The organism is Teichococcus oryzae, from assembly GCF_008386565.1.
Taxonomy (GTDB): domain Bacteria; phylum Pseudomonadota; class Alphaproteobacteria; order Acetobacterales; family Acetobacteraceae; genus Pseudoroseomonas; species Pseudoroseomonas oryzae.
The window spans coordinates 571,293-596,498 of record NZ_VUKA01000001.1 but is presented as its reverse complement, the minus strand read 5'-3'; the positions used below and the strand labels follow the sequence as shown (position 1 = coordinate 596,498).

25 protein-coding genes, 1 tRNA gene and 1 other annotated feature are annotated in these 25,206 nt (G+C 70.7%); of the genes, 13 read left to right on the top strand and 13 right to left on the bottom strand.

Features of this window, described 5'->3' with window-relative positions; all coding sequences use genetic code 11:
• Window positions 1-170: 170 nt before the first annotated feature.
• Window positions 171-353 (bottom strand): hypothetical protein, encoded by a 183-nt coding sequence (locus F0Q34_RS02765; RefSeq protein ID WP_149810594.1) that lies wholly within the window; start codon window positions 351-353, stop codon window positions 171-173.
• A 478-nt stretch (window positions 354-831) separates the two neighbouring features.
• Window positions 832-921 (bottom strand) — tRNA-Ser (locus tag F0Q34_RS02760).
• 242 nt (window positions 922-1,163) lie between these two features.
• On the opposite strand from F0Q34_RS02760, the gene rplU reads away from it, so the two are divergent.
• The 3 genes from rplU (at window position 1,164) to obgE (ending at window position 2,889) form a co-directional block, all read left to right on the top strand.
• Window positions 1,164-1,481, top strand: coding sequence for a 50S ribosomal protein L21 (gene rplU / locus F0Q34_RS02755; protein WP_149810593.1), 318 nt, complete (start codon window positions 1,164-1,166; stop codon window positions 1,479-1,481).
• Window positions 1,482-1,507: 26 nt separating this feature from the next.
• Window positions 1,508-1,777, top strand: coding sequence for a 50S ribosomal protein L27 (rpmA, locus tag F0Q34_RS02750; protein ID WP_149810592.1), 270 nt, complete (start codon window positions 1,508-1,510; stop codon window positions 1,775-1,777).
• 104 nt (window positions 1,778-1,881) lie between these two features.
• A complete protein-coding gene (gene obgE / locus F0Q34_RS02745) occupies window positions 1,882-2,889 on the top strand; it encodes a GTPase ObgE (RefSeq protein ID WP_149810591.1) in 1,008 nt (335 codons plus the stop codon).
• A 16-nt stretch (window positions 2,890-2,905) separates the two neighbouring features.
• On the opposite strand, the gene F0Q34_RS02740 is transcribed toward obgE, so the two are convergent.
• A complete protein-coding gene (locus F0Q34_RS02740) occupies window positions 2,906-3,166 on the bottom strand; it encodes a DUF4242 domain-containing protein (protein WP_206667940.1) in 261 nt (86 codons plus the stop codon).
• A 168-nt stretch (window positions 3,167-3,334) separates the two neighbouring features.
• On the opposite strand from F0Q34_RS02740, the gene proB reads away from it, so the two are divergent.
• Window positions 3,335-4,459, top strand: coding sequence for a glutamate 5-kinase (gene proB, locus F0Q34_RS02735; RefSeq protein WP_149810589.1), 1,125 nt, complete (start codon window positions 3,335-3,337; stop codon window positions 4,457-4,459).
• Here proB and F0Q34_RS02730 read toward each other — a convergent pair.
• The 3 genes from F0Q34_RS02730 to F0Q34_RS02720 form a co-directional block, all read right to left on the bottom strand.
• Window positions 4,451-5,716: an Hsp70 family protein gene (locus F0Q34_RS02730; RefSeq protein WP_149810588.1), complete on the bottom strand. Its 1,266-nt coding sequence runs from the start codon at window positions 5,714-5,716 to the stop codon at window positions 4,451-4,453. The genes proB and F0Q34_RS02730 overlap by 9 nt on opposite strands.
• A 65-nt stretch (window positions 5,717-5,781) precedes the next feature.
• The gene (locus tag F0Q34_RS02725; RefSeq protein ID WP_149810587.1) at window positions 5,782-7,257 is read right to left on the bottom strand and encodes a SulP family inorganic anion transporter; all 1,476 of its coding nucleotides are present in this window, start codon (window positions 7,255-7,257) and stop codon (window positions 5,782-5,784) included.
• Window positions 7,258-7,333: 76 nt separating this feature from the next.
• Window positions 7,334-7,389, bottom strand: a sequence feature (sul1 is cis-regulatory element that is thought to sense ions involved in sulfur or methionine metabolism; They are found in Alphaproteobacteria).
• A 60-nt stretch (window positions 7,390-7,449) separates the two neighbouring features.
• Complete coding sequence (locus F0Q34_RS02720) at window positions 7,450-8,598, bottom strand: hypothetical protein (protein ID WP_149810586.1); 1,149 nt, start codon at window positions 8,596-8,598, stop codon at window positions 7,450-7,452.
• A gap of 195 nt (window positions 8,599-8,793) precedes the next feature.
• Here F0Q34_RS02720 and F0Q34_RS02715 point away from each other — a divergent pair, with 195 nt between their 5' ends.
• The 7 genes from F0Q34_RS02715 to lpxK all read left to right on the top strand — a co-directional run bounded on the left by F0Q34_RS02715 (window position 8,794) and on the right by lpxK (window position 15,922).
• Complete coding sequence (locus tag F0Q34_RS02715) at window positions 8,794-10,059, top strand: glutamate-5-semialdehyde dehydrogenase (RefSeq protein WP_149810585.1); 1,266 nt, start codon at window positions 8,794-8,796, stop codon at window positions 10,057-10,059.
• 17 nt (window positions 10,060-10,076) lie between these two features.
• On the top strand, window positions 10,077-10,730 hold the full coding sequence (locus F0Q34_RS02710) for a nicotinate-nucleotide adenylyltransferase (RefSeq protein WP_149811235.1): 654 nt from the start codon (window positions 10,077-10,079) through the stop codon (window positions 10,728-10,730).
• Between the two features lie 651 nt (window positions 10,731-11,381).
• Window positions 11,382-12,302, top strand: coding sequence for a ribosome silencing factor (gene rsfS, locus F0Q34_RS22615; RefSeq protein WP_149810584.1), 921 nt, complete (start codon window positions 11,382-11,384; stop codon window positions 12,300-12,302).
• Between the two features lie 14 nt (window positions 12,303-12,316).
• On the top strand, window positions 12,317-12,766 hold the full coding sequence (locus tag F0Q34_RS02700) for a 23S rRNA (pseudouridine(1915)-N(3))-methyltransferase RlmH (protein WP_241665344.1): 450 nt from the start codon (window positions 12,317-12,319) through the stop codon (window positions 12,764-12,766).
• A 105-nt stretch (window positions 12,767-12,871) separates the two neighbouring features.
• Window positions 12,872-13,582: a lysophospholipid acyltransferase family protein gene (locus tag F0Q34_RS02695; RefSeq protein ID WP_149810582.1), complete on the top strand. Its 711-nt coding sequence runs from the start codon at window positions 12,872-12,874 to the stop codon at window positions 13,580-13,582.
• A gap of 10 nt (window positions 13,583-13,592) precedes the next feature.
• The gene (locus F0Q34_RS02690; protein WP_149810581.1) at window positions 13,593-14,876 is read left to right on the top strand and encodes a 3-deoxy-D-manno-octulosonic acid transferase; all 1,284 of its coding nucleotides are present in this window, start codon (window positions 13,593-13,595) and stop codon (window positions 14,874-14,876) included.
• Window positions 14,877-14,932: 56 nt separating this feature from the next.
• Window positions 14,933-15,922, top strand: a complete 990-nt coding sequence (gene lpxK, locus F0Q34_RS02685) for a tetraacyldisaccharide 4'-kinase (RefSeq protein WP_149810579.1) — start codon at window positions 14,933-14,935, stop codon at window positions 15,920-15,922.
• A gap of 4 nt (window positions 15,923-15,926) precedes the next feature.
• Here lpxK and F0Q34_RS02680 read toward each other — a convergent pair whose 3' ends face one another.
• A complete protein-coding gene (locus F0Q34_RS02680) occupies window positions 15,927-16,619 on the bottom strand; it encodes a winged helix-turn-helix transcriptional regulator (RefSeq protein WP_149810577.1) in 693 nt (230 codons plus the stop codon).
• Between the two features lie 60 nt (window positions 16,620-16,679).
• On the opposite strand from F0Q34_RS02680, the gene F0Q34_RS02675 reads away from it, so the two are divergent.
• Complete coding sequence (locus tag F0Q34_RS02675; protein WP_149810575.1) at window positions 16,680-17,102, top strand: VOC family protein; 423 nt, start codon at window positions 16,680-16,682, stop codon at window positions 17,100-17,102.
• A 98-nt stretch (window positions 17,103-17,200) separates the two neighbouring features.
• Window positions 17,201-17,878 (top strand): dihydrofolate reductase family protein, encoded by a 678-nt coding sequence (locus tag F0Q34_RS02670; protein ID WP_149810573.1) that lies wholly within the window; start codon window positions 17,201-17,203, stop codon window positions 17,876-17,878.
• Window positions 17,879-17,903: 25 nt separating this feature from the next.
• Here the strand turns inward: F0Q34_RS02670 and F0Q34_RS02665 are convergent, their stop codons facing one another.
• The 6 genes from F0Q34_RS02665 to F0Q34_RS02640 all read right to left on the bottom strand — a co-directional run bounded on the left by F0Q34_RS02665 (window position 17,904) and on the right by F0Q34_RS02640 (window position 25,176).
• Window positions 17,904-19,502 (bottom strand): ABC transporter substrate-binding protein, encoded by a 1,599-nt coding sequence (locus tag F0Q34_RS02665; RefSeq protein WP_241665284.1) that lies wholly within the window; start codon window positions 19,500-19,502, stop codon window positions 17,904-17,906.
• A 13-nt stretch (window positions 19,503-19,515) separates the two neighbouring features.
• Window positions 19,516-20,940 carry a M20 family metallopeptidase gene (locus tag F0Q34_RS02660; protein ID WP_149810570.1) on the bottom strand — a complete coding sequence of 475 codons (1,425 nt, stop codon included), beginning with the start codon at window positions 20,938-20,940 and terminating at the stop codon, window positions 19,516-19,518.
• A 107-nt stretch (window positions 20,941-21,047) separates the two neighbouring features.
• Entirely contained in the window at window positions 21,048-22,403 is a 1,356-nt protein-coding gene (locus F0Q34_RS02655) for an MATE family efflux transporter (RefSeq protein ID WP_241665283.1), read from the bottom strand.
• A complete protein-coding gene (locus tag F0Q34_RS02650; RefSeq protein WP_241665282.1) occupies window positions 22,396-22,911 on the bottom strand; it encodes a winged helix-turn-helix transcriptional regulator in 516 nt (171 codons plus the stop codon). Before F0Q34_RS02650 ends, F0Q34_RS02655 begins: the two co-directional genes overlap by 8 nt.
• Before the next feature lie 66 nt (window positions 22,912-22,977).
• Window positions 22,978-24,471, bottom strand: a complete 1,494-nt coding sequence (locus F0Q34_RS02645; RefSeq protein WP_149810569.1) for a carboxypeptidase M32 — start codon at window positions 24,469-24,471, stop codon at window positions 22,978-22,980.
• A gap of 3 nt (window positions 24,472-24,474) precedes the next feature.
• Window positions 24,475-25,176, bottom strand: a complete 702-nt coding sequence (locus tag F0Q34_RS02640) for an SURF1 family protein (protein ID WP_241665281.1) — start codon at window positions 25,174-25,176, stop codon at window positions 24,475-24,477.
• Window positions 25,177-25,206: the final 30 nt, after the last annotated feature.

Sequence of the window (25,206 nt, the reverse complement as noted above, 5' to 3'; positions counted from 1 at the left end):
GCGGATTGCGGCAGCGTCACCGCCTCCGCAGCCACAGCGTCACGAACATCACCGCCACCATGACGATGACGCCCGTGCGGTTCTGACTGATCCAGTCGAGGGCTTCAAAGATCGGCAAGTCATTCTCCCTGTCCAGGGCCGCGAAGCCGCTGAAGCCTCGCTAGGATGGCCTACCGTTCTGCCACCTCAGGGCCATCCCCGACCTGACCCTCGGGATGCGCTTCCTTAAGGTCGTCACCAGCCTCGCTCTTCTCGGCGCTCTGCTCCTGCTTCTTCTGGAGCTTCGCCTCGGCCTTCTTCCGCTTGGCGCCCTCACGCTGGGACCGTTCAAAGCTGTAGTTCGGCTTACGCATGGGCGAATCCTTGTTCAGTGATCGAGATAAGGGCGAGCTGTTTTCACGGCCTTCTCGCTTATCGGCCTTCCCTGGCCACTCTCCAACCCTACCCCCCGTCTAAGGGAGGAACTCCACCCCTGCTGCCTCCAGGGCAGCGCAGATTGTGGTGAGGGTGCCGGCGCGCCGCAATGTTCGGGTCATTCGAAGGGGCAACCGCCCCTTCGGCGGGTCCGGCCATGGCAGCCAACGGCTTCCGCACATTGATTTCCGTGCAGCGTATAGCTGAGCCGGCGCAATGTCCGTTGTCCTGGCATCTGCCCCGCCAATGTCTTGAATCATGACATAATCCGGCTTTGCCATCAAGGCGGCCGGACCTGCGGCTGGCATCTCCAGCCTGCCTTCGGGACACAGGCGTGGCTGTGATGAACGCAGAACCGGGACTGACAGAGCCGGCCAGGCCGAAGCCTGTCATGAAGCTAGAGTCAGACGGGAATTTTGGCGGAGAGGGTGGGATTCGAACCCACGGTCCCCTTGCGAGGACAACGGTTTTCGAGACCGTCACAATCGACCACTCTGTCACCTCTCCGCGGTGAAGCCCTGGCCGTCGGGCGGGGCGGGGTATAATGTGCCACGGGCGGCCATGCAACGGACGCGGCGCCGGAAAGTGCGGAAATCCTCCGCGGCGCTTCGGCCGGCGACGTTGACTCCCGGGGCTCCGGAGCGCTATAGGCGGCTCCTCCCGGCGGGGCCTTTCGGTTCCGCCGATGGCCGTTCTCGGCCGACCATCGTTTCAGATCAGGCCAGACGGCAGAGTATTCAGGGCGAACCATGACCTACGCAGTGATCCGCACCGGCGGCAAGCAGTACCGCGTCACCCCGGACGCCGTGCTGACCGTTGAGCGCCTCGAGGCCGAAGCCGGCGCCACCATCACCTTCCAGGACGTGCTGGCCATTGGCGGCGAGTCCGGCCTGACCGTTGGCGCGCCCACCATCGCCGGCGCCACCGTGACCGCCACCGTGGTCGAGCAGAACCGCGGCGCCAAGGTCATCATCTTCAAGAAGCGCCGCCGGCAGAACAGCCGCCGCAAGAACGGCCACCGCCAGCACCAGACGGTGCTGCGCATCTCCGCCATCAACGCGGCCTGATCCGGCTTCCGTAGGAGACACTCCCCATGGCTCACAAAAAGGCTGGCGGTTCCTCCCGCAACGGTCGCGACTCCGCGGGCAAGCGCCTCGGCGTCAAGAAGTTCGGTGGCGAGCATGTGCTGGCAGGCAACATCATCGTGACCCAGCGCGGCACGAAGATGATCCCGGGCACCAATGTGCTGCTCGGCCGCACCCACTCGATCCACGCCGCGGTCGAGGGCAAGGTGAAGTTCACCCGCCGTGCCGAAGGCCGCGTCCACGTTTCCGTGGAGCCGCTGGCGCAGGCCGCCGAGTAACCGCGCCGCCCTCGGCACGACACGAAGCATGGACGGGGGCCTCGCGGCCCCCGTTTTCGTATTTGGCGCCCCGGGCGCCCGCATCCACTGGACCCCTCCCCCCGATGAAGTTCCTCGACGAAGCCAAGATCTGGGTGAAGGCCGGTGACGGCGGCGATGGCGTGATCGCCTTCCGCCGCGAGAAATACATCGAGTTCGGCGGCCCCGATGGCGGCAATGGCGGCAAGGGCGGCGACATCGTCGTCGAGGCTGTGCCGGGCCTGAACACCCTCATCGACTATCGCTACGCGCAGCACTTCAAGGCGCGCAAGGGCGGCAATGGCGCCGGCGCCGACCGCACGGGTGCCGGCTCGGACGATGTGGTCCTGAAGGTGCCGGTGGGCACGGTCATCCTGGCCGAGGACAAGGAAACCGTGCTGGCCGACATGGTGCAGGAAGGCCAGCGCGCGGTGATCTGCCGCGGCGGCGATGGCGGCCATGGCAACGCCCACTACAAGACCAGCACCAACCGCGCCCCCCGCCGCGCCGACAAGGGCTATCCGGGCGAGGAGCGCTGGCTCTGGCTGCGGCTGAAGCTGATCGCCGATGCCGGGCTGGTCGGCCTGCCCAATGCGGGGAAGTCCACCTTCCTGTCCGTGGTCAGCGCGGCCAAGCCCAAGATCGCCGATTATCCCTTCACGACCCTGACGCCGCAGCTTGGCGTGGTGCGGCTGAACGCCACCGAGGAGTTCGTCCTCGCCGACATTCCCGGCCTGATCGAGGGGGCGGCGGAAGGCGCCGGCCTCGGGACCCGCTTCCTTGGCCATGTGGAGCGCTGCGCCGTGCTGCTGCACCTCATCGATGGCAGCCAGCCCGACCCCGTCCGCGCCTATGAGACGGTGCGGGCCGAGCTGGAGGAATATGGCGGTGGCCTGGCCGAGAAGCCCGAGATCCTGGCGCTGAACAAGCTGGACGCCATGACCCCGCAGGGGCGGACGAGCCGCGTCCGGGCGCTGGAGCGCGCCACCGGCAAGCCCGTCGCGCTGATCTCGGGCGCCACGCAGGAAGGCGTGCCGGAGGTGCTGCGCCGGCTGGCCGACACCATCCACGCGGCCCGCGCCGAGCAGGGCTGAGCCGGCCTGGCGGCGCTCAGCCGCCGGTGGTCGGATCGATGATGATGCGCAGCTCCGTCACCTTGCTGACGGGAAAGCCGCTGAGTTCGGCATGCTCCCGCACCGCTGCCTCGTCTTCGGCCAGATAGATGCAGAAGGTCTTGTTGTCGGCGACAAACGATTCGATCCACTGGGCGCGCCCGTTGAGCTGCGCCAGCGCCTTGTTCGAGGTGATGGCTGTTTCCTTCAGCTGTTCCGGCTTCATGGAGCCGACGCCCGGCAGTTCCCGTTCGATCATGTATCGCTTCATTCGTTGTCCCTTTCTGCGGCCTGGCTCCACGCGGCAGCATGGACTGGACAGCGCCGGCGCAACAAGGCCCGGCCCCGCAGACCGGCCGAGCCTGCCCCTCGCGGCCGCCTGGGGCCTGTGCTAAGGCCGCCCTCCCCCGCCGCGGCAGCACACACCATGGACCTGAAGCAACCCAGCCTCGCGGCCGCGCGCCGCATCGTCGTCAAGATCGGCTCCGCCCTGGTGGTGGACGCCGACACCGCCGCGCCGCGCGAAGGCTGGATCGCCTCCGTGGCCGCCGATGTGGCGGCGCTGCGGGCGCAAGGGGCGGAGGTGGTGCTGGTGTCCTCGGGCGCCATTGCCCTGGCCCGGCGCGCCCTCGGGCTGACGCGGCGCAAGCTGCGGCTGGAGGAAAAGCAGGCCGCCGCCGCGGTGGGCCAGATCCGGCTGGCCGGCGCCTGGCAGGCGGCGCTGTCGCGGCACGGGCTCAACGCCGCGCAATTGCTGCTGACGCTGGAGGACAGCGAGGACCGCCGCCGCTACCTCAATGCCCGCGCGACCCTCGGCACCCTTCTCGACCTCGGCTGCATTCCGGTGATCAACGAGAATGACACCGTCGCCACCACCGAGATCCGCTTCGGCGACAATGACCGCCTGGCCGCCCGCGTGGCCGAGATGATCCATGCCGACGCGCTGGTGCTGCTGTCGGACATCGACGGCCTCTATACCGCCGACCCCCGCAACGATCCCCGGGCCGAGCACCTGCCGGTGGTGGAACGCCTGACCGACGACATCATGGCCATGGGGGGCGAGCCGCCGCCGGGCTATTCCTCGGGCGGGATGCGCACCAAGCTGATCGCGGCGCAGGTCGCGACGAGCGCCGGCTGCGCCATGGCCATCGCCCTGGGCAAGCGTGACAACCCGCTGGCGGCGCTGCGCGACGGCGCCCGCTGCACCTGGTTCCTGCCGGCGCCCGAGGGGCGGACCTCCCGCAAGCAATGGATCGCCGGCTCCCTGGCGCCGCTCGGCGTGCTGCGGGTGGATGACGGCGCGGCGCGGGCGCTGCGCGAAGGCAGCTCGCTCCTTCCCGCCGGGGTGCGCGAGGTCAGTGGCAGCTTCGGGCGCGGCGACCCGGTCTCGGTGCGCGACATGGCGGGCGCGGAGCTGGCGCGCGGCCTGTCCGCCTATGATTCCGATGCCGCGCGGCAGATCGCCGGCCGGCGATCTGCCGAGATCGAGGACATCCTGGGCTGGCGCGGCCGCGACGAGATCATCCACCGCGACGACCTGGTGCTATTGTAGGACGAACTGGCGGCCGATCAGCGCCAGCCCCTCGGCCACCGAAACGAACTCGCCGCCGCCGGCCACCCGTTCGGCGCCGAAACGCTTATCGAACAGCCGCCGCACCGCCGGCACCAGGGACGTGCCGCCGGTCAGGAAGACGCGGTCCACATCGCCCGCCTCCAGCCCGGCATCGGCCAGGGCGGCATCGATGGCCTGCGCCATGCGGCCGAGTTCCGGCGCGATCCAGCGTTCGAAATCGGCGCGCGTCACCTCGGCATCGACATGGAAGCCTTCATGCTCGAAGACCAGCCGCGTGTGGTCGGCGCCGGACAGCGCCGCCTTGGCGCCAGATACCGCGCGGTAGAGGCCATAGCCCGCCTCATCCTCGATCAGGGTGATCAGGTGGCGCAGCTTGGAGGGATCGGCGGACAGGCGGGCCACCTCCCCGATCTCCCGCAGCGTCTTCGGGCCGCGCATCATGGAAAGCCGGTGCCAATGCGCGAAGTTGGAGAAGAAGGCGGGCGGCACCGGCAGGTCGGTGCCCATGACGCGGTAGGTGTCGCCCTTGCCCAGGGCCGGGGAAACCACCTTGTCGATGATGCGGTAATCCAGCGCGTCGCCGGCGATGCCGACGCCGGCATGGCCCAGCGCCGTGACGCCGTTCCCGGCCGGATCGAAGCGCAGGATGGAGAAGTCGCTGGTGCCGCCGCCGAAATCGCCCACCAGCACGATGGCGGGGCCATCCAGCGTGGCGGCGAAGCGGGTGCCGGCGGCTTGCGGCTCCAGCGCCAAATGCAGCGCCGGGCGCCCTGCTTCGGCGAAGGCGGTGCGCAGGCGGCGCTCGGCCAGGGCGTCATCCGCCGTTTCGCCCACGAAGCGGACCGGGCGGCCCACCACCAGCAGCGCGTCCGGTGCCGGCTCCCCCGCCGCGCCGAGCAGCGCGCGCAGGAACAGCGCGATCAGCCCTTCCAGGCTGTAGGCGCGGCCGAAGATGCGGGTTTCGGTGAAGCTCGACGTGGCCAGGTGGCTTTTCATCGACATGATGAGGCGGCTGGCCAGCGGGTCCTCCAGATAGGCCTCGATGGCCGCCGGGCCGGCCTCGTGCCGCAGCGCGTTGCCGCGCGCCGTGTCGGCCCAGAAGCAGAGCACGGAGCGGAACACCTCCAGCTCCTCCCCGCCGAGGGCGAAGCGCGCGGTGGTGCTGCGCCCTTCCTCATCCAGCAGCGAGATGACGCTGTTGGTGGTGCCGAAATCCAGTCCGATGATCGCCGTCATCCGCCATCCGCCTCCAGGCCGCGAAAGCGCGGCCTTTCAGCAGGGATGGCGGCGGCAGGCAAGCCTCATCCGGCCTGGATCTGCGGTCCCAGCCGGTCCACCAGCACCGCGCTGGCGGCGTTCATCCCGATCACCTCGACCTCGGCGCCGCGGCGCCGCAGGCGGGTCACCACCCCTTCCAGGGCGCCCACCGCCGTCACGTCCCACAGATGCGCGGCGGTGAGGTCGATCCGCACCCGCTTCGCCGTGTCGCGCAGGTCGAAGCTGTCGGCCAGCATCTCGGCGCTGGCGAAGAACACCTGGCCGGTGACGCGGTAGGTGCGGGTATCGGTCGCCGCGTCGTATTCGGCCCGCACATTCATCAGGCGCATGACCTTGAAGGCGAAGAACACGCCGCTGAGCATGACGCCCACCGCCACGCCCGCCGCCAGGTTGTGGGTGAACACGGTGACCGCGACGGTGGCCAGCATCACCACGCTCGACACCTTCGGGTGGCGCAGCAGGTCGCGCAGGGAGGACCAGGAGAAGGTTTCCACCGAAACCATGATCATGATCGCGACCAGCGCCGCCACCGGCACCTGCGCCACCCAGGGCCGCAGCACCACCATCAGCACCAGCAGGAAGGCGCCGGCGGTGAAGGTGGAGGCACGCCCCCGGCCGCCGAAGCGCACATTGCCCACGGTCTGGCCGATCATGCCGCAGCCGGCGATGCCGCCGAACAGCCCCGCCCCCAGATTGGCCAGCCCCAGCCCGGTGCATTCCCGCGACTTGGAGGAGGTGGTCTCGGTCAGGTCGTCCACCACGCTGGCCGTCATCATCGATTCCAGCAGCCCCACCATGGACATGGCCAGGGCATAGGGCGCGATGATGCTCAGCGTCTCAAGGCTGAACGGCACGTCGGGGATCAGGAAGGAGGGCAGCGAATCCGGCAGCCGCCCGAGATCGGCGACCGTCGCCACCGGCATCGGCACCATCATGGTCAGGCCGGTCAGCAGCAGGATGCAGATCAGCGGCGATGGCAACGCCGTGGTCAGGCGCGGCGCCAGGTAGATGATGGCGAGCCCGGCGGCGATCAGCGCATAGGTGTGCCAGGTGACGCCCACCATCTGCGGCACCTGCGCCGAGAAGATCAGGATAGCCAGGGCATTGACGAAGCCGGTGCGCACCGATTTCGACACGAAGCGCATCAGCACGTCGAGCCGCAGCAGCCCGAAGACGATCTGGATCACCCCCGCCAGCACGGTGGCGGCGAGCAGGTATTGCAGCCCGTGGCTGGCCACCAGCGCGGCGGCCACCAGCGCCACCGAGCCGGCGGCGCCGGAGATCATCGCCGGCCGCCCGCCGGTGAAGGCGATCACCACGCCGATGATGAAGGAGGCGAACAGCCCGACCTCCGGCGCGACGCCCGCCACGAAGGAAAAGGCGATCACCTCGGGGATCAGGGCGAAGGTGCCGACCATGCCGGCCAGCACGTCGCGGCGCAGGTCGCGCCAGCCGGTGAACCATTCGGCCCGGTCACGGGAAAGGAAGCGAGCTGCCATGGGATGAGGTCGTCCGCGGCCGGCGCATGGCTTCCCCGCCCCATGGGGGGCGGCCACATGGCACCGTGCCTTGATGCGTTATCCGGCGGATCGGCGGCCGGAGGAGCCACCCGGGATTTCACCGGGTCCGGGGCGAGTGCGGCGGAAGCTAGCCGAAGCCGATGCTGCCCCGCAACACTCGCCGGCGCATCGTCACCCGTTGCGGTGCCAGGTCGCGGGCAGCGGGTTGCGGCTGCGGAACTCGTCGGTGAACACCAGCCGCCGGCGCAGATCCTTCAGCGGGCGCTTGCCGACAAAGGCGTTGAACATCGCCTCGCCATGCGGCCGCTTGTCCAGCAACAGCCGGTACAGGTCCTCGACATCCTGGCGCGTCACCAGCCGGTCCTCGTCGAAGCGCTTCTCGGCATGGGTCGCGGCCATCTGCTCGAAGCCATCCTGGCGGAAGCGCCGCATGCCCTCCGCCGTCCCCTGCTGCATGCGGGCCACCGCATCCGGATCGACAGGGGCCAGGAACACGTCCTCCCGTTCCACCCACATCATGTCGCGGAAGCCATGCTTCTCGAAGTTCTTCGGCGTGAAATGGACGCCGTGCTCGCCAATGTAGCGGGCAAAGCAGACATCGGTGCGAACCCGCGCCAGCCCCAGCTCGGCGCAGGCCATGGCCTTGAACGCGTCCTGCGACGTGGCGGAGGTGGCGACGCCGCTGTCGCGCATCAGCTCATGCAGGCGGAAATGGTTGCGGGCGCCGTAGTCGCGGCCCTGCAGCACCTTGTAGAAGCCCCGAGCCAGCTTGGCGTCGATCTGCCGCCAGGCATCGCGCATCAGGCCGAAGCCCCAATTATGCGCCAGCGGCACCAGCTTCACCTCCGGCCCCTGCGCCTGCAGCTTCAGGTCGCCATAGGCGGCGAAGTAGCCCAGCTTCGGCACGCCGCGCAGCGCCGCGCGCAGTTCCTCCATCATGTGCATGTAAAGCGGGCCGGCCTCGAGGTCGTCCTCGAAGAAATAGCCCACCTCGCGATCCAGCGTGTCGAACACCAGCTGCTCGCCACGCCGGATGTTGAAGGCGATGCCCAGATTGTCCGGGCTGTGCATCACCACGCCCTTGGGGAAGTGCGCGCGGAAGGTTTCGACGCAGGCGGCGATGGCGTCGGCCTCGGCCATGCGAACGCCGCTATGCGGCGACACGGCGCCGTCCTGCAGCAGGAACACATCCTCGTCGCGGATCTCAACCCGCCGCTGCGCCTTCAGGGAGGCGCAGAGCCGGCCCAGGTAATGCGGCCTGTCGAAGGAGAAGATGACGATAGGGCCGGAGAGGCGCCGGGCTTCAGGCTGGGATGGCATCAAGCGGTTCTCCGGGGCGCCGTTGCGTTCCGGTTGAAACTAGGGTGCGGGGTGCAAGCGTGACAAGCCGGCCCGCTTACCGCTCCCGCCTTCCCTGCCTCCGTCCCGCTTCCCCTGAAGGCCGTCCCGCGCTACCGATGGGCAGCCCCGCCATGCGCCCCCCGCCATGGCGCCCACCACAGGATCGCAGGACCCGTGAACGCCATCTCTGACACCGTCGCCGAAGTGCTCGAAACCGCCGCCCGCGCCGCCCGCGCGGCCGCGGCGCAGCTCGCGCGCGCCGACCGACCGTCGAAGGACCAGGCGCTGCTTCACGCCGCGGCGGCGCTGCGCGCCCGCCAGGCCGCGATCCTGGAAGCGAATGCCGAGGACCTGACCCATGCCTCCGGCCTGTCTGCCGCCTTCCGCGACCGGCTGACCCTGACCCCGGAGCGCATCGACGCCATGGCGGCGGGGCTGGAACAGGTCGCCGCCCTGCCCGACCCGGTGGGCCGCACCCTGGCCGAATGGGACCGCCCCAACGGCCTGCGCATCCAGCGCGTCGCGCAGCCGATCGGCGTCATCGGCATGATCTTCGAGAGCCGGCCCAACGTCACCGCCGATGCCGCCGCCCTTTGCCTGAAGGCGGGCTCCGCCGTGCTGCTGCGCGGCGGCAGCGAAAGCGCCCGTTCCGCCGCCGCGATCCGCGATTGCGTCGCCGCCGGGCTGCGCGCGGCGGGGCTTCCGGAAGCCGCCGTGCAGATGGCCCCCACCCAGGACCGCGCCTTTGTCGGCGCCATGCTGCGCGCCGCCGGGCTGATCGACCTGATCATCCCGCGCGGCGGCAAGGGCCTCGTGACACGGGTAATGGAGGAAGCACGGGTGCCGGTGCTGGCCCATGCGGAGGGGCTGAACCACACCTATGTTCACGCTGCCGCCGACCCGGCCATGGCGCGCACCGTGCTGGCCAATGCCAAGATGCGCCGCACCGGCGTTTGCGGCGCCACCGAGACGCTGCTGATCGACGCGGCCATCGCCCCCGCCCTTTTGCCGCTGCTGGTCGGGGATCTGCGGGCGCTGGGCTGCGATTTCCGGGCCGATGCGCGCACCCGCGCCATCCTGCCGGAACTGGCGGAAGCGGCGGAGGGCGACTTCGCCACGGAATGGCTGGATGCCGTTCTCAACATCGCCGTGGTGGACGGGATGGAGGCGGCCCTGGCGCATATCCGCCGCTTCGGCAGCGAGCACACCGACGCCATCGTCACCAGCGACGCCGCCGCGGCCGAGGCCTTCCTGGCCGGCATCGATTCCGCGGTCGGGCTGTGGAACGCTTCCACCCAGTTCTGCGATGGCGGGGAGTTCGGCTTCGGCGCCGAGATCGGCATCGCCACCGGCCGGCTGCATGCGCGCGGGCCGGTGGGGCTGGAGCAGCTTTGCACCTATCGCTACCGCGTCCTCGGCACGGGTCAGGTCCGGCCCTGAGCCCGGCACGGCTTCCCCTGGCCGGCCTTGCCGCGCCGGGGCCCTGGGGGGACCGCCGCCGGCGGCGGATCGGCCTGCTGGGCGGTTCCTTCAACCCGGCGCATCCGGGCCATCGGCATGTCGCGCTGCGGGCACTGCGAACGCTGCGGCTGGATCAGGTCTGGCTGCTGGTTTCCCCCGGCAACCCGCTGAAGCCGCGCGCCGGCATGGCGCCCTTCGCGGAACGCCTGGCCTCGGCCACCGCCATCGGCGATGGCGTGCGGGTGATCGCCACCGGCATCGAGGCCGCCATCGGGGAGCGCTACAGCGCCCGGACGCTGGAACGGCTGTCGCGGCTGTTTCCATGCACCCGGTTCGTGTGGATCATCGGCGCCGACAATCTGTGGCAGTTGCCGCGCTGGCGGCAATGGCAGGACCTGGCGCGGCGAACGCCGATCGCCGTGCTGCCGCGCCCGGGCTGGACCCGCAAGGCACTGCAAGGTGCCGCCGCTTCCCGCCTGCGCCGCACCCGTCGCGGCCCGGCCGCGCTGCTGGAACGACCAGGGTCCGGATGGGCGCTGATCCCGGCGCCCGAGCATCCCGCCAGCGCCACCGCGCTGCGGCAGGCAGCGGCGCGGAACGGCGCCCCGGCGGTGGCCGGGGAACCAATTCTGGCGACCATGTTGCCATAAGCCCGCCAGGGCGTTGATTCGGTGCTGGCCGGAAGGCCCGCAACCGCGCCATACAGCGCCAGAAGCAAGAGCGCGCCGCAAGGCCGCCAGGACAATCCGTTGACACAGGAGGCCGCCATAGCCCGCACGCCCAAAACCCCGGATGAACCCCGCCGCAAAGCCCCGGCGCAGCGTTCCACCAATCCCTCCCGGAGCGCCGCCCCGGCCAAGGCCAGCCGTTCCGCCGCTGCGAAGAAGCCGGCGGGCGCCAAGCCCGCGGCCCGCGCCGCGGCCAGCCCCGCCAAGGCACCCCGCATGGCTGCCTCGTCCAAGGCCGCGCGCGGCGCGGGCACGGCAAAGCCCACGCGTGGCGCTGACGCCACAAAGGCCCCACGCGCCACCGGCACAACAAGGACGGCACGCGCCACGGGCGCGCCAAAGACAACACGCGCCGCCGGCGTGACAACGGCCGCGCGAGCCACCGGCGCGGCAACGGCCACGCGTGCTACCGGCACGGCAAAGGCTCCGCGCGCCACCGGCACGACAAAGGCTCCGCGCGCCACCGGGACGACAAAGGCTCCGCGCGCCACCGGCACGACGAAGACCCCGCGCGCCACCGCCGCAACAAGGGCGCCAGCCCGTACTGCCAGCACCGCCAGGCCGGCCCGCAGCATGAGCGCCTCCAGCGCGGCCCGGTCCCCGCGTCCGGCCACCGCCGCGCCGGCAAGTCCCCGGACGGCCCGCGCCGCCGCCAAGCCGGCCCGCGCCGACAGCAAGAGCCCGCGCGCAGCAACGGCCAGCAAGGCGCCGCGCGCCGCCGCCAGCGCCAAGGGCGCGCGCGGCAGCACGGCGGCCAAGCCCGCCCGGAGCGCGGCGCCCCGCAAGGCCGCCACCGCCACAGCCCAGGCGGCGCGCGGCACGGCCGCCCCGGCGAAACCCGCCCGCGCCACCCAGGCCACCAAGGCATCCCGCACGACGGCCGCCAAGCCTGCCGCGGCGCCCCGCACGCGCACGGCCAAGGGGGCGGCGAAGCCGCAACTGCCGCCGGTCGACGCCATCGTGCAGGCCGCCGTCACCAGCCTGGAGGATGACAAGGCGGAGGATGTGGTGGTGCTGGACGTCGCCAGCCGCGCCACCTTCGCCGACCGCATGATCATCGCCACGGGCCTCGCCGACCGGCAGATCCAGGCCATGGCCATGCATCTGGAGAAGAAGCTGGCCGAGCATGGCATCCGCCGCATCCGGATCGAAAGCTCGGCGGAATGGGTGCTGCTGGACGCCAATGACGTCATCATCCACCTCTTCAAGCCGGAAGCGCGCGCCAATTACCGGCTGGAGAAGATGTGGGGGCCGGACAGCCCGCCACCGGGCGAGGACCTCCCGGGCGAGGAGCGCATCCTGACCGCCGCCGTGGCCGGCGATCTCGATGCCGGGGAAGCCGGAATGGACGAGGATGAGGATGACCTCAACCTGTCCGAGGACAGCCTTTCCGAGGAGGAATGGACGGCCCTCGACGGCGACGACGACGAGGTTTTCGGGGAGGAAGACGAGGACGGGGACGAGGCGGACGATCTCCCCGGCGGCGGCGGCTGAGCCGGGCCCCGCTGCTGCTGGCGGTCGGCCGGCTGAAGCCGGGGCCGGAGGCGGCGCTGTTCGCGCAACACAATGCGCGGCTGCGACCGCCTCTGGCCGTCCGGGAGATCCCGGAGGCGCGCGGCTCCGCCGCCGAGGTGCGGCGCCGTGAGGGCGCCGCGCTGCTGGAGGCGCTGCCGCCCGCCGCGCTGGCCATTGCCCTGGATCTCGGAGGCCATGCACCGGACAGCGAAGGGCTGGCGGCCCTGCTCACCCGCTGGGAGGAGAGCGGCAAGCCGCTGGCCTTCATCATCGGCGGGGCCGAGGGGCTGGACCCAGCGGTGCAGGCACGCGCCGATCAGCGCCTGTCGCTCGGGCCCATGACCTGGCCGCATTTCCTGGTGCGGGGCATGCTGGCCGAGCAGCTTTACCGCGCCCAGGCGATCCGCTCCGGCCATCCCTATCACCGCCCCTGGCGGCCCTGACCGGCACAATGTCCGTGGCGGAACATCCCGCCGGAATGCCGCAATGGGATTTTCGCCATGGGCTCAGCCGTGCTAGGGGCGCGCCATCGTGTTCGCACCCATCCCATGCTCCGCAAGCTGATCCGGCACCCCCGCACCCAGGCCGCGCTGGCCCGGAGCCTCGGCGCCTATCTGGCGTTCTGTTACCGCACCACGCGCTGGTCGATGGCCGGGCACCAGCACATGGCCGCCTATGCCGGGCGGGGTGAGCCGGTGATCATCACCTTCTGGCATGAGCGCCTGCCGATGATGCCGATGCTGTGGACGGCCACCCACCGCCTTTTCCCGGAAGCCAAGCACTGGCAGCCGCATGTGCTGGTGTCGCAGCACCGCGATGGCCGCTTCATTGGCGAGATCGTTTCCCGGTTCCGGCTGACCATGCTGTATGGCTCCACCTCGCGCGGGGGCGCCTCTGGCATGCGCTCCATGCTGCGCGTGCTGCGGGGGGGCAGCCCCGTCGCCATCACGCCCGACGGCCCGCGCGGGCCACGCCGCAAGGCGGCCGAGGGCGTGGCGCAGCTCGCCGCCCTGTCGAACGCCGTCATCCTGCCCACCGCGGCGGCCACCATCCGCCACCGCATCCTGCCAAGCTGGGACCGCATGATGCTGCCCCTGCCCTTCACCCGCGGCGTGCTGGTCTGCGGGGAGGCGATCCGCGTGCCGCGCGGCGACACCGCCGCCGCCATGGCAGCCATCGAAACGGCGTTGAACGCCGTTTGCGACACCGCGGACAGCTGGGCCAGGAACCCCGCCGGCCTGGAAAGCCGCGCGCTGTGACGGTGCGCGCATGAGCCTTGCCGCCACCGCCGGGCGGGTGGCCGGGCAGGCGCTGGCGCCGGTGCTGCCTTTCTGGCTGAAGCTGCGGGCAAGGCGGGGCAAGGAAATCCCCGAAAGGCTGGCGGAACGCCGCGGCCTCGACGCGGCGCGCCCGGAGGGGCCGCTGATCTGGCTGCATGGGGCGAGCGTCGGCGAATCCCTGTCGCTGATCCCCCTGATGGCGGCGCTGGTGGATGCCCGCCCCGAGCTTCGCCTGCTGGTCACCACGGGCACCGTCACCTCCGCCGCCCTGCTGGCCCAGCGCCTGGCCCCGGCGCTGCGGGAACGGGTGATCCACCGCTTCGTGCCGCTCGATGTGCCGCGCTGGGCCGCCACCTTCCTGGATGGCTGGCGCCCGGACGCGGCGGTGTTCGTGGAAAGCGAGCTGTGGCCCAACATCCTGGCGGCGCTGGCGGAACGGAACATCCCGGCCGCCCTGGTCAATGCCCGGCTGTCCCCGCGTTCGGCCAGGGCGTGGCGCTGGGCGCCCGGCCTCGCGCGGCGGATGCTCGGCAGCTACCGGCTGGTGGTGGCGCAAAGCGAGGAGGATGCCGCGCGCCTGCGGGCCCTGGGGGCGGTGGATGCCGCCTGCTGGGGCCACCTCAAGGCCGCCGCCGAGCCGCCGCCCGCCGATCCCGCCGCCCTGGCGGCACTGCGCCGGGCGGTCGGCAGGCGTCCGGTCTTCCTGGCGGCCAGCACACATCCCGGTGAGGAGGCGGCGGCGCTGGCGGCGCACCGCCTGGCGAGGGCCAGCCTGCCGGACCTGCTCACGGTGATCGTGCCGCGCCATCCCCAGCGCGGCGAGGAGGTGGCGGAACTGATCGCCCCCCTTCCCTTCGCCCGCCGCAGCCAGGGGGCATTGCCCGCGCCGGAGCACGACATCTACCTGGCCGACACGCTGGGCGAGCTGGGGCTGTTCTTCCGCCTGGCCGGCGTGGCGCTGGTTGGTGCGACGCTGGTGCCGAAGGGTGGGCACAACCCGCTGGAGCCGGCCCGCCTCCGCTGCCCCATCCTGCTTGGCCCGCATACGGGCCATGTGGAGGCCATGGCGGCGGCACTGGTCGATGGCGGCGGCGCCCTGCGCGTCACCGATGCCGCCACGCTGGCAGAGGCGATTACAATCGTGCTAACGGATTCCGGCCGCGCGAAGGCCATGGCCGACGCCGCGGCAAAGATTGCCACGGATGCCAGCCAACTTCCGGCCCGGCTGGCCGCGGCGATCCTGGATTGGCTGCCCCAGCCTCCGTTCCGGTAACATTGCCCCCGGCCGGACCCGCCGGGGCCCTGGAGAGAAGGACAGGTTCGAGCCGAATGCGAGCCCCCGACTTCTGGAGCGGGGGCAGCGGGGGAATGGCGCCCTTGCTGCTGTCGCCCATTGCTTCGATCTATGCCGCCGCCACGGCGCGCCGCGTGGCGCGGTCCGGCTGGCGCGCGCCTGTGCCCGTGATCTGCTGCGGCAATGCCACCGCGGGCGGGGCGGGCAAAACCACCGTGGCGCTGGACCTCGGCCAGCGCCTGTCCCATCGCGGCGTCGCGGCGCATTTCCTCACCCGCGGCTATGGCGGCAAGCTGAAAGGCCCGGTGCGCGTCGATCCGGCCCAGCACAACAGCAAGGCCGTCGGCGACGAGGCCCTGCTGCTGGCCGAGATCCGCCCCACCTGGGTCGCCGGCGACCGGGAAGCCGGCGGCCGCGCGGCGGTGGAAGCCGGCGCCCAGGCCCTCGTGATGGATGACGGGCTGCAGAATCCGGGGCTGGAGAAGGACCTTTCGCTGCTGGTGATCGACGGCACCTACGGTTTCGGCAATGGCCACATCATCCCCGCCGGCCCCTTGCGCGAACCGGTTCCCAATGCAGCGGCCCGGTGCCGCGCGGCCGTTCTGATTGGCAAGGACGAGGCCAATTCCCTGTCCCTGCTGCCGCCGGACCTGCCGGTGCTGCGCGCCCGGCTGAAGCCAGGGCCGGAAGCGGAGCTGCTCCAGGGCCAGCCGGTCTTCGCCTTTTGCGGCATCGCCAATCCCCGCAAATTTTTCGCCACGCTGCAGGAGGCGGGCGCCGTGCTGGCCGGGCGGGTCGCTTATGCCGACCATTATCCCTTCGACGAGGGCGACCTCGAGGAGCTGCTGGGCCAGGCGGCGGCGCTGCGGGCCATCCCGGTGACCACGCGCAAGGATTTCGTCCGTATCCCCGCCGCCTTCCGCAGCCGCGTCACGGTGCTGAGCGTGGCGCTGGAATGGGAAAACACCACCCAGCTGGAAGCGCTGCTGGACCCGCTGGTGCAGCGCATCCCGGTTCCCGCCTGACGCCTCAGCCGGGCAGCCGGTCCGGCAAAGGGAACAGGGCGACAAAGCGCTCAGCCAGGGCGCGGTCGCCCTGGATGCGCAGCGCGCCGGCCTGTTCCAGGTCGGAAAGCGGCTGGCCGCCATACAGCGCGGCGGCCATCGCCGGCGGCGTGGCCTCGAAAACGAGATCGGCCAGCGCCGGATCTCCCGCCGCGATCTCGATGCGTCCTTTCTCCAGCCTCGCCAGATAACCATCATCGCCCAGGCGGAAGCCAATTCGGGCGGAAAGCCCCGCCGCCCGCGCGGGATCGAGCATGGTGCGCATCGACAGCAGCAGCGACGCGGCACTGAACGGCAAGGCTGGATCGTGCCGCGGCGAGCGCGCGCCCCAGCGGCCAAGGGCCTGGAAGATCGGCTCGCTTTCCCGCCCCCATGCGGTGAGCTCATAAACCTGCGCCGAGGCGGGCGGCGGCAGGCGGCGGCGCAGCAGCACGCCAGCCGCTTCCAGCCCTTCCAGCCGCTGGGTCAGCACATTGGCACTGAGGCCCGGCAGGCTGGCGCGGATCTCGCCGAAACGCCGCGGGCCGAACATCAATTCCCGGATCACCAGCAAGGCCCAACGCTCACCCAACAGGTCCAGCGCATGCGCGGCCGCGCAAGCATCGCGATACCAGTTAGGTCGCCTGTCGGTCAGCTTGGTTATCTTTTCTGACTTCATGGTTGCTTTTGATAACCAACAAGGGCAGAAAGGGCAAGTCGCCAAGGGAGAACAACATCCATGTCCAAGCTGATCTTCGTGAACCTGCCGGTCGCTGATCTGCCGCGTTCCATGGCGTTCTATGAGGCGGTGGGCTTCACCAACAATCCGCAGTTCACCGACAACACCGCCGCCTGCATGGTGCTGTCCGAAACCATCAGCGTGATGCTGCTGACGCATGACAAGTTCCGCCAGTTCACGCCGCGCCCCGTGGCGGATGCCCGCAGCGCGTCGGAGGTGCTGGTCTGCTTCTCCGCCAACAGCCGGGCGGAGGTGGACGCGCTGGTGGAAAAGGCTGCGGCCGCCGGCGGCCAAGCGGACCCCGGCCCCAGGCTGGACCATGGCTTCATGTATGGCCGCAGCTATGAGGACCCGGATGGCCACATCTTCGAGATCATGTGGATGGACATGGATGCGGCCCGCGCCGCCATGTCACAGGGCTGATGCCATGGCGAAGCTGATCCCCCGCCCGCGCTTCGATGGCCGGGCCCAGTGTCGCGGCGATCCGCGCCGCCTTCATGGCTGAGGAAAGGACCAGCACCATGCGCAAGATCGTTGCCGCGGCCTTTGTCAGTCTCGATGGCGTCATGCAGGCGCCTGGTGGCCCGCAGGAAGATCCGGAAGGCGGCTTCGCCCTGGGTGGCTGGACCGTTCCCTTCTGGCAGGCGGAGGGCGCCGAAACGCTGGGGGCGTTCATGGAGGAAATGTTCGCCCCGCCCTTCGACCTGCTGCTCGGCCGCAGGACCTACGAGATCTTCGCCGCCCACTGGCCTTTTGTCGGCCCCGAGGAGCCGATCGGCGCGCTGTTCACCAGCGCCACGAAATATGTCGCGACCGGTTCCACCGCGCCGCTGGGCTGGGCGAACTCGGTACCACTGGATGGCGACATCGCCGCCGCCGTCGCGCGGCTGAAGCAACAGGAAGGCCCCAGGCTGTTGACGCAGGGCAGCAGCCGGTTGCTTCAGGCGTTGCTGGCGCATGACTTGGTGGACGAGTTCCGGCTGCTGGTTTTTCCGGTCATCCTCGGCCAGGGCAAGCGCTTGTTCAGCGCCGGAGCAATGCCCAGGGCGCTGGCGCTGCGCCGCACGGAAACCTCCTCCAGCGGCGTCATCATGAGCGTGTATGAGCGTGCCGGCGCGGTGCGAACCGGCAGCTTCGCGCTGGCCGAACCATCGGAGGCCGAGGCCGCGCGCCGCCAGGAACAGGCGCGCGGCGGCTGAGGCGGCGGAAAGCCCGCCTGCCGCGTCACTCCCTGCGGACGCCCATGGCCAGGGTCTGCTCGTCCATGCGCGGCTCATAGGTCAGCGGCTTGCGGGCGGCCCAGGCATTCTTGAACAGCACCATCGGGATCAGCGCCAGATTCCGCACCGACTCCGCCACGGCGGCGGCGACGCGCCGTTCCCGCTCCGCCGGGTCCATGGTGGACAGCGCTTCCTCGATCTTCGCGTCCAGCGCGGGATTGTTGTAGCGCGTGTCGTTGCTGGCCCCGAGCCGCTTCGGCGCGTCGAAGCTGTGCACGATGTTCAGCAGCACGCTGCCGGCCTCCCCCGTGGTGCTGCCCCAGGAATTCTGCACGATCGAGTATTCCTGCTTCGCCAGCCGCGTCAGGTAGGTGGCGAAGGGCATCGCCTCGACGGAGGTGTTCACGCCGATGCGGCTCCACATCTGCGCCACGGCCTGGGCGGTCTGCGCATCGGCGGGGTAGCGGTCGTTGCTGGCATGCAGGGTGATGCGGAAGCCCTGCGGATAGCCGGCTTCCGCCAGCAAGGCACGCGCCTTCGCGACGTCATGGGGCGGCACGCCGACATCAGGATTGTAGCCGAACGCGCCGGGCGGCATCCATTGGCCGGTGGCCTCGGCCGCACCCTGCTGCACCCGCTCGGCCAGCCCCTGGCGGTTGATCGCCAGCGACAGCGCCTGCCGCACCCGGAGGTCGAGCAGGGGGTTCCTCGGCAACGGCCTGCCGTCATTATCGGTGATGAACGGCGATGCGCCGGTGCGGCTGAAATCCGGCGACAGGAACAGGGCGCGCGAGCCCTGGCGCTCGAAGATGCGAATGTTGCTGTCGGCGCGCAGCCGCGGCAGGTCCGTCGCGGGTGGTGCCGCGATCAGGTCCACATCGCCGGACAGCAGCGCGGCGCTGCGGGCGCCGGGGTTGGGAATGATGCGGAAATTCACCTTCTCCCAGGGCTGCTTCTCGCCCCAATAGGCATCGTTGCGCGCGACCTCGATCACGGAGCCGGAAACGTAGCGCACCAGCTTGTAGGCGCCCGTGCCGATCGCCGCCTTGCCGCTGTTGTAGTCGGCGGTGGAAGCGCCCTCCCCCGCGTGGCGGGAAACAATGGCGATGGCCGCGAGGTCGATCGGCAGGTTGGGCGTCGGCGCCGAGGTGGTGATGCGCAGCATCAGCGGCTCCACCGCTTCCACCTTGGTCACGGTGCGGAGGGAGCCGCCAAAGGACGCCGGGCTGTTCGGCACGTTGGGCGCTCGCCCATAGGAGAACACCACATCCTCGGCGGTGAAGTCCTGCCCGTCATGCCACTTCACGCCCGGGCGCAGCTTGAACTCCCAGACCGTATCGGACACCGCCTTCCATTCCGTGGCGAGATGGGCCGTTGGCCGGCCATCCGGCGCGCGCACCACCAGCGGATCGAAGATGTGCCGCGCGAAGGAGGAATTCGGTGCGGCATTGGCATAATGCGGATCGATCGACGTCACCGGCGCGGCGAGGCCGATGTTGAGATCCTCCGCCCAGGCAGCCCGGCCGACCGGCGCCGCCAGCAGCGGCAGGGCCATCAGCAGGGCGGCGGCGCGGCGAAGCCGAAGCATGCGGAACGGGGTCATGCCGGCAGGCCTTTCAATGACCGCCCGCCATGTCGAGCGGCGGCGGGACGTCCTTGGGAATGGGAAACACATCGGGCATCCCGGCGGTGCGGGCGGCATGGTCGGCCCTGGCGCGGGCGATCAGCGCCGGGTCGGCGAACAGATCGGCCGCGGTGCCGGCCATCACCTTGGCCACATGCTCCAGCCCCTTATGCGCCGCCGGCGCCTTGCCCTGCGCAACAAGCTGCCAGGAATGGCCCGGCGTGCCGATGGCATAGGTGGCGCCGCGCGCCTGCACCGTCGGCACCTTCCAGGACACGGTGCCGACATCGGTGGAGCCGACGCCCGCGGGCTCCGGCGCGGAAAGCGGCACCAGCCGCTCCGCCAGGACCTCGCCCGGGATGGGCGGCAGGCCGGCGCGGGCATAGGCAGAAGCGATCTCCTCCGCCGTGCAGGTCGCCTGGATCGCCCTGGCGAAATCCTTGTCGGCATCGTCGAAGCGCGGCGGGCCGAGGCGCTCGAAATTGCGCTCCATCAGCTGTTCCAGCGGATCGTTGCCGACCAGTTCGGCATCGGCGGAAAGCACCCGGTCGGACACGCTGGTTTCGGTCATCAGCGCCGCGCCCTGGGCGATCTTGCGCACCCGCTCCAGCAGCGACAGCACCTCCGCCATGGTCAGGGAACGCACGAGGTAGCGCACCCGCGCCTGGCCCTGCACCACATTGGGCGCGATACCACCGGCATCCTGCAAGGCGTAGTGGATGCGCGCGTGGCTCGGCATGTGCTCGCGCATGTAGTTGACGCCGACATTCATCAGCTCCACGGCATCCAGCGCCGATCGCCCCAGATGCGGCGCGGCCGCGGCGTGGGAAGAACGGCCGAGGAAGGAGAAATCCACCTCCATGCAGGCCAGGGAGCGCGGCTTGTTGACGCCGGAAAACGCCGCCGGATGCCAGCAGATGGCGATGTCCACATCATCGAAGGCGCCGTCGCGCACCATGAAGCCCTTGGCGGAGCCACCTTCCTCGGCGGGGCAGCCATAATAGCGGACGCGGCCTTCAAGGCCGCGCTCGGCCAGCCAGTCCTTCACCGCCGCCGCCGCCAGCAGGGAGGCGGAGCCCAACAGATTGTGGCCGCAGCCATGGCCGCTGCCATTCGGCTCGACCGGGCGGTGCTCGGCCACGCCGGCTTCCTGGCTCAACCCCGGCAGCGCGTCGTATTCGCCCAGGATGGCGATCACCGGGCCACCCTGCCCGGCCTCGCCCATCACCGCCGTCGGGATGCCGGCGATGCCCTGGGTGACGCGGAAGCCCTCAGCCTCCAGCGCTTCGAGATGGGCGGCGGCGGAGCGGTGCTCGGCGTAGTTCAGCTCGGGCATGCCCCATACGCGGTCGCTCAGCTCGGAGAAGCGGGGGCGCTTCCGTTCGACCTGCCGCCAGACCCCGTCCGTGTTCTGCATGAGCGCCTTCTCCGCTGCCATCCGGCCACGTGCCGGGCTTCCGCGCAGCCATCCGCCAACGTCGCCTTCCGTGCAAGAGGCGATGCCTGGCCGATTGGTGCAGATGGTCAGCGAGCGGGGCCCGACCAGACCCCCGGCCGCACGGACAGCGCCGTCACCACACCATAGGCCGTGATGCCAAGCGCCACCCCCAGGAAATGGCCGTCCATGCCGAGGCCCAGCGGATGCGCCAGCAGCCAGCCTCCCCCCACGGCGATGCCGATGCGGCTGAGCGCGGCCAGCAGGGGCCCGCGCATCCGGCCCGCTCCCATGGCCGCGAAATACAGGGCCATGCCAAGGCCGAAGCCACCGAAAGCCGGTGCGGTGAAGGACAGGCCGCGCGCCGCGATCGCCACCACGGACGGGTCGCCGCTGAAGGCATTGGCGAAGCTGCCTGGCATCAGCCCGACCATCATCCCGGCCAGTCCCGCGAAGCCCAGGGTCAACAGCGCGCCGGTCCAGGCGATGCGGCGGGCCAATGGCCAGTCCCCGGCACCGGCCGCGCGTCCGACCAGCGCGGTCAATGCCGAGCCGATGCCGAAGGCCAGCGGGATCATCAGGAATTCCAGCCGGGCGGCGATGCCATAGGCCGCCACGGCCGCCGCGCCATAGGGCGCGAGTTGCGCCGTCACCAGGATGGTGGTGAGGTTGGCGATGGCGGCCAGCCCGCAGGCCACCAGCCCGACGCCCAGGATGCGCCGGAACAGCGCCGCCTGCGGCCGGATGCGCAGCCGTGGGGTGAAGCCGGCGCCACCGCGCAGCACAACCACCGCCATGACGATCGCCGCGATCCAGAACGCCAGGGCAAAACCGATCCCGATCCCGGCAAGGCCGAAGCCCGCCGGTTCGGCGAAGGCCCAGGCCAGCATCGGAAAGCCTGCCCAGGCCAGTGCCAGCACGCGGGCGGCCAGGGTGTGCCGGGCCCCGCCCCGCAGCACGGAAGCCAGGGTGTTGGCCAGCCAGGCCGGCAACGCCCCCACCCCGAACAGCCAGGCCGCATAGGTTGCCGCCGCCTCGGCCGCCATGGACGAGATCCAGCCCAGCACGATGTGCGGCGCCAGTCCCAGTGCCAGCGCGAAGACGGACGCGGCCGCCACGGCGATCAGCACGGCGTGCAGCACCAGCGACGCGGCCTCGGCCGGGCGGCCGGCGCCGAGCGCGCGGGCCACCGAGCCCACCACCCCTCCGCCCATGGCGCCCGCCGACATCTGCTGCATCAGCAAGGAAAACGGCAGCACCACCGCCCAGCCTGCCAGGGCGGCCGTGCCTTGCCGGGCCGCCAGCCAGGTTTCGGCAAGCTGCGCCGCCACCTGGAGCAAGGCGACAAGGCTGGTCGGCGCCGCCAGCGCCAGGATGCGGCGCATCAGCACGCCAACAGAGCCGGGCATCCGCGCCGGCTCGGAAAGGGCCACGGCGTCAGTCATGGCGCATGGCCTCCGTGCCGCCGAAGCGGGCCCGCATCGCGGCCCCGGCGCCGGGGCCTGGGCGTGGCCGCACATCCTCGGGCGCCAGGGCCGTTCCGGAGGAGCCGGTCAACGGCGGCGACACCACCTCGGTGCCCGTGGCCGCCTCGACCAGCAGCACGGGCGGGCCTTCCGGGTCCGTCATCCAGCGATCGGCCCAGCGCTTCAGCGCCACATAGGCCGGAAAGAAATCGCGCCCCTTCTCGGTCAGGCGATAGGAATGGCGGCCGCCGCTTTCCGCAGGAACACGTTCCAGCAACCCATGCTCGACGAGGCGCGCCAGCCGAGCGCTGAGGATGTTGGGGGCGATGCCCAGATTGCGCTCGAAGGCATCGAAGCGGGTGGTGCCATAAAAGGCCTCCCGCAGCACCAGAAGCGCCCAGCGCTCCCCCAGCACCGACATGGAGCGGGCCACGGGGCAGCGCATCCGGGTGAAGTCGGTCTGCACCATGCGAGGGGCGCCTTCCATCTGACTTGCATCATGCAAGCATTTTGGGTTGCATGATGCAAGCTGAATGGCGAATGCCGGAACGCCTTAAAGGTAGCGTTCAGCCAGATGGGCCGTGAAATCGGCGGGATCGAGCAGCTTGCCGGTGGCTTCCCGCAGCAGATCCTGGAAACCGAGGCGCGAGCCCTGGCCATGCACCCGCATCCGCAGCCAGCCCAGCAGCGGCGCCATGTCGCCCCGCCCCAGCGCCTCGTCCAGCCCCGGCACGGCGATGCGCGCGGCCCGCATCAGCTGCGCCGCCGCCATCGCCCCCAGGGTGTAGGACGGAAAGTAGCCGAAGGCGCCGTCATACCAGTGGATGTCCTGCAGGCAGCCGCGCGCATCGTCCGGCGGCGTCAGGCCGAGCAGCCGGGCGAAGCCCTCGTTCCAGGCCCCGGGCAGGTCGGCCACGGCGAGATCCCCGCCGATCAATGCGCGCTCCAGCCGGAAGCGCAGGATGACATGGGCGGGATAGGTCAGCTCATCCGCCTCGATGCGGATGAAGCCGCGCGCCACCCTGCGCCACAGCCGCGCCAGGTTCTCCGGCGCATAGGCGGTCGCATCGCCCCCGAAGGCGGCATGGAGCCGTGGCCCCAGGAAGCCCAGGAAGGCGTCGGAGCGGCTGGCCTGCATCTCGATGATCAGGCTTTGCGATTCATGCGCCGCCATGCCGGCGGCCTCGCCCACCGGCTGGCGCGCATAGGCCGTGGGCAGGCCACGCTCATACAGGGCGTGGCCGGTTTCATGCAGCACGCCAAGCAAGGCCTGGGAAAAGGCGCCCGGCTCGTAGCGCGTGGTGATGCGCACATCGCTTGGCGTGCCGCCGCAGAACGGATGCAGGCTTTCATCCAGCCGCGCATGGGTGAAGTCGAGCCCCGCCCGCTGCGCCATGTCCCGGCACAGGGCCTGCTGCGCGGGGACGGCGAAAGGCCCCCGAGGCTCAATGGCGGCGGGCCGTTGCGCCTGGCGTTGCTCGGCGCGCGGCAAGGCATCGCGCAGGAAGGCTTCATAAGCGTCGAAGATCGGCTCCACATCGGCGGCGCCGATGCCGCGCTGGAAGCCCTGCATCAGGGAATCATAGGGCGACAATCCGGTGGCGACGGAAAGGGCCGCGGCCGTTTCACGCTGCAGCTTCACCACCTCGGCCAGGTAGGGCGCCACGCGGCGAAAATCGGAGGCGGCGCGGGCCTCGCGCCAAACCGTCTCGCAGGCGGCATTGGCGCGGGCGGCGGCCTCCACCAGATCGGTCGGCAAGGCGGTGGCGCGACGCTGCGCTTCCCGCATCAAAGCCAGATTGGCGACGTCCCATGCGCCGGATGCCTCCGCCTCACCCAGGTCAGCGGCCAGGGCAGGATCGATCATCAGCTCGTGCGACAATCCGGCCAGCGTCGCCAGTTGCTCGCCACGGGCCGCCGCGCCACCCGGCGGCATCACCGCCGACGCGTCCCAGTGCAGCATGGCCTGCGACTCGCCGAGAATGGCGATGCGGGCAAACCGCCCCTTCAATCGCTGATAGGCGGCATTGCCGGCGGCGGAGGACATGCTTCAGGGTTCCTTCAGGCGGATGCGGGCCCAGGCGATGAACACGCCGACCAGCGCCAGGGCGAGGCCGTACCAGGTGACCACATAGCCAAGATGATTGTTGGTCGGGCGTGGCAGGGATCGTGCCGGCTGCGGCAGGCCGCCCTCGGCCGGGGCCACCGCCACCAGGGCGAAGGGCGCGACCTCCGGCAATCCCAGCGCGGCGCCGATGGCGGCCGTGTCGAAGGTGTAGAAGCGCCGCCCCGCGGGATCATCCGTGGCCGCGAACAGGCCGGGCGATTCGCTGGGGCGGACATAGCCCTCGATGCGGACCCCGCCTTCCGGATGGTCGATGGGGGCGGTCCGCTCCAGTGGCACCCACCCGCGATTGACCAGCAATGGCGGCGACCCGGAGCGCTCCAGCGGCGTGACCAGGGATGCGCCGAGCGTGCCGTTGCGCACCTCCAGCCCCAGCAGCACTTCATGCCGGTGCATCAGCCGGCCGGTGGCGAACACCTTGGACCAGGGTTGGGGCGAAGCGGCCAGGGGCTGCGCCGGCCCGGCTTCCGCCGCGGCCAGATCCGCCAGCAGTCCTGTCTTCCAATGCAGCCGTTGCACCTGCCAGGTGCCGAGACCGATCAGGACGGCGAGAACGGGGAGCATGACCAGAACCGGCACCAGCAACCGGCGCCAGTTCGGCTTTCGCGAGGCCGGGAGGGACATCATGCGGGAGCCCTTCCGGCCGGTGCCCGCCCC

Coding starts and splice junctions, on each gene's coding strand:
- F0Q34_RS02765 (WP_149810594.1), bottom strand. CDS start 353: ATGCGTAAGCCGAACTACAGCTTTGAACGGTCCCAGCGTGAGGGCGCC.
- rplU (WP_149810593.1), top strand. CDS start 1,164: ATGACCTACGCAGTGATCCGCACCGGCGGCAAGCAGTACCGCGTCACC.
- rpmA (WP_149810592.1), top strand. CDS start 1,508: ATGGCTCACAAAAAGGCTGGCGGTTCCTCCCGCAACGGTCGCGACTCC.
- obgE (WP_149810591.1), top strand. CDS start 1,882: ATGAAGTTCCTCGACGAAGCCAAGATCTGGGTGAAGGCCGGTGACGGC.
- F0Q34_RS02740 (WP_206667940.1), bottom strand. CDS start 3,166: ATGATCGAACGGGAACTGCCGGGCGTCGGCTCCATGAAGCCGGAACAG.
- proB (WP_149810589.1), top strand. CDS start 3,335: ATGGACCTGAAGCAACCCAGCCTCGCGGCCGCGCGCCGCATCGTCGTC.
- F0Q34_RS02730 (WP_149810588.1), bottom strand. CDS start 5,716: ATGACGGCGATCATCGGACTGGATTTCGGCACCACCAACAGCGTCATC.
- F0Q34_RS02725 (WP_149810587.1), bottom strand. CDS start 7,257: ATGGCAGCTCGCTTCCTTTCCCGTGACCGGGCCGAATGGTTCACCGGC.
- F0Q34_RS02720 (WP_149810586.1), bottom strand. CDS start 8,598: ATGCCATCCCAGCCTGAAGCCCGGCGCCTCTCCGGCCCTATCGTCATC.
- rsfS (WP_149810584.1), top strand. CDS start 11,382: ATGAGCGCCTCCAGCGCGGCCCGGTCCCCGCGTCCGGCCACCGCCGCG.
- F0Q34_RS02695 (WP_149810582.1), top strand. CDS start 12,872: ATGCTCCGCAAGCTGATCCGGCACCCCCGCACCCAGGCCGCGCTGGCC.
- F0Q34_RS02690 (WP_149810581.1), top strand. CDS start 13,593: ATGAGCCTTGCCGCCACCGCCGGGCGGGTGGCCGGGCAGGCGCTGGCG.
- lpxK (WP_149810579.1), top strand. CDS start 14,933: ATGCGAGCCCCCGACTTCTGGAGCGGGGGCAGCGGGGGAATGGCGCCC.
- F0Q34_RS02680 (WP_149810577.1), bottom strand. CDS start 16,619: ATGAAGTCAGAAAAGATAACCAAGCTGACCGACAGGCGACCTAACTGG.
- F0Q34_RS02675 (WP_149810575.1), top strand. CDS start 16,680: ATGTCCAAGCTGATCTTCGTGAACCTGCCGGTCGCTGATCTGCCGCGT.
- F0Q34_RS02670 (WP_149810573.1), top strand. CDS start 17,201: ATGCGCAAGATCGTTGCCGCGGCCTTTGTCAGTCTCGATGGCGTCATG.
- F0Q34_RS02665 (WP_241665284.1), bottom strand. CDS start 19,502: ATGACCCCGTTCCGCATGCTTCGGCTTCGCCGCGCCGCCGCCCTGCTG.
- F0Q34_RS02660 (WP_149810570.1), bottom strand. CDS start 20,940: ATGCAGAACACGGACGGGGTCTGGCGGCAGGTCGAACGGAAGCGCCCC.
- F0Q34_RS02655 (WP_241665283.1), bottom strand. CDS start 22,403: ATGACTGACGCCGTGGCCCTTTCCGAGCCGGCGCGGATGCCCGGCTCT.
- F0Q34_RS02650 (WP_241665282.1), bottom strand. CDS start 22,911: ATGGAAGGCGCCCCTCGCATGGTGCAGACCGACTTCACCCGGATGCGC.
- F0Q34_RS02645 (WP_149810569.1), bottom strand. CDS start 24,471: ATGTCCTCCGCCGCCGGCAATGCCGCCTATCAGCGATTGAAGGGGCGG.
- F0Q34_RS02640 (WP_241665281.1), bottom strand. CDS start 25,176: ATGATGTCCCTCCCGGCCTCGCGAAAGCCGAACTGGCGCCGGTTGCTG.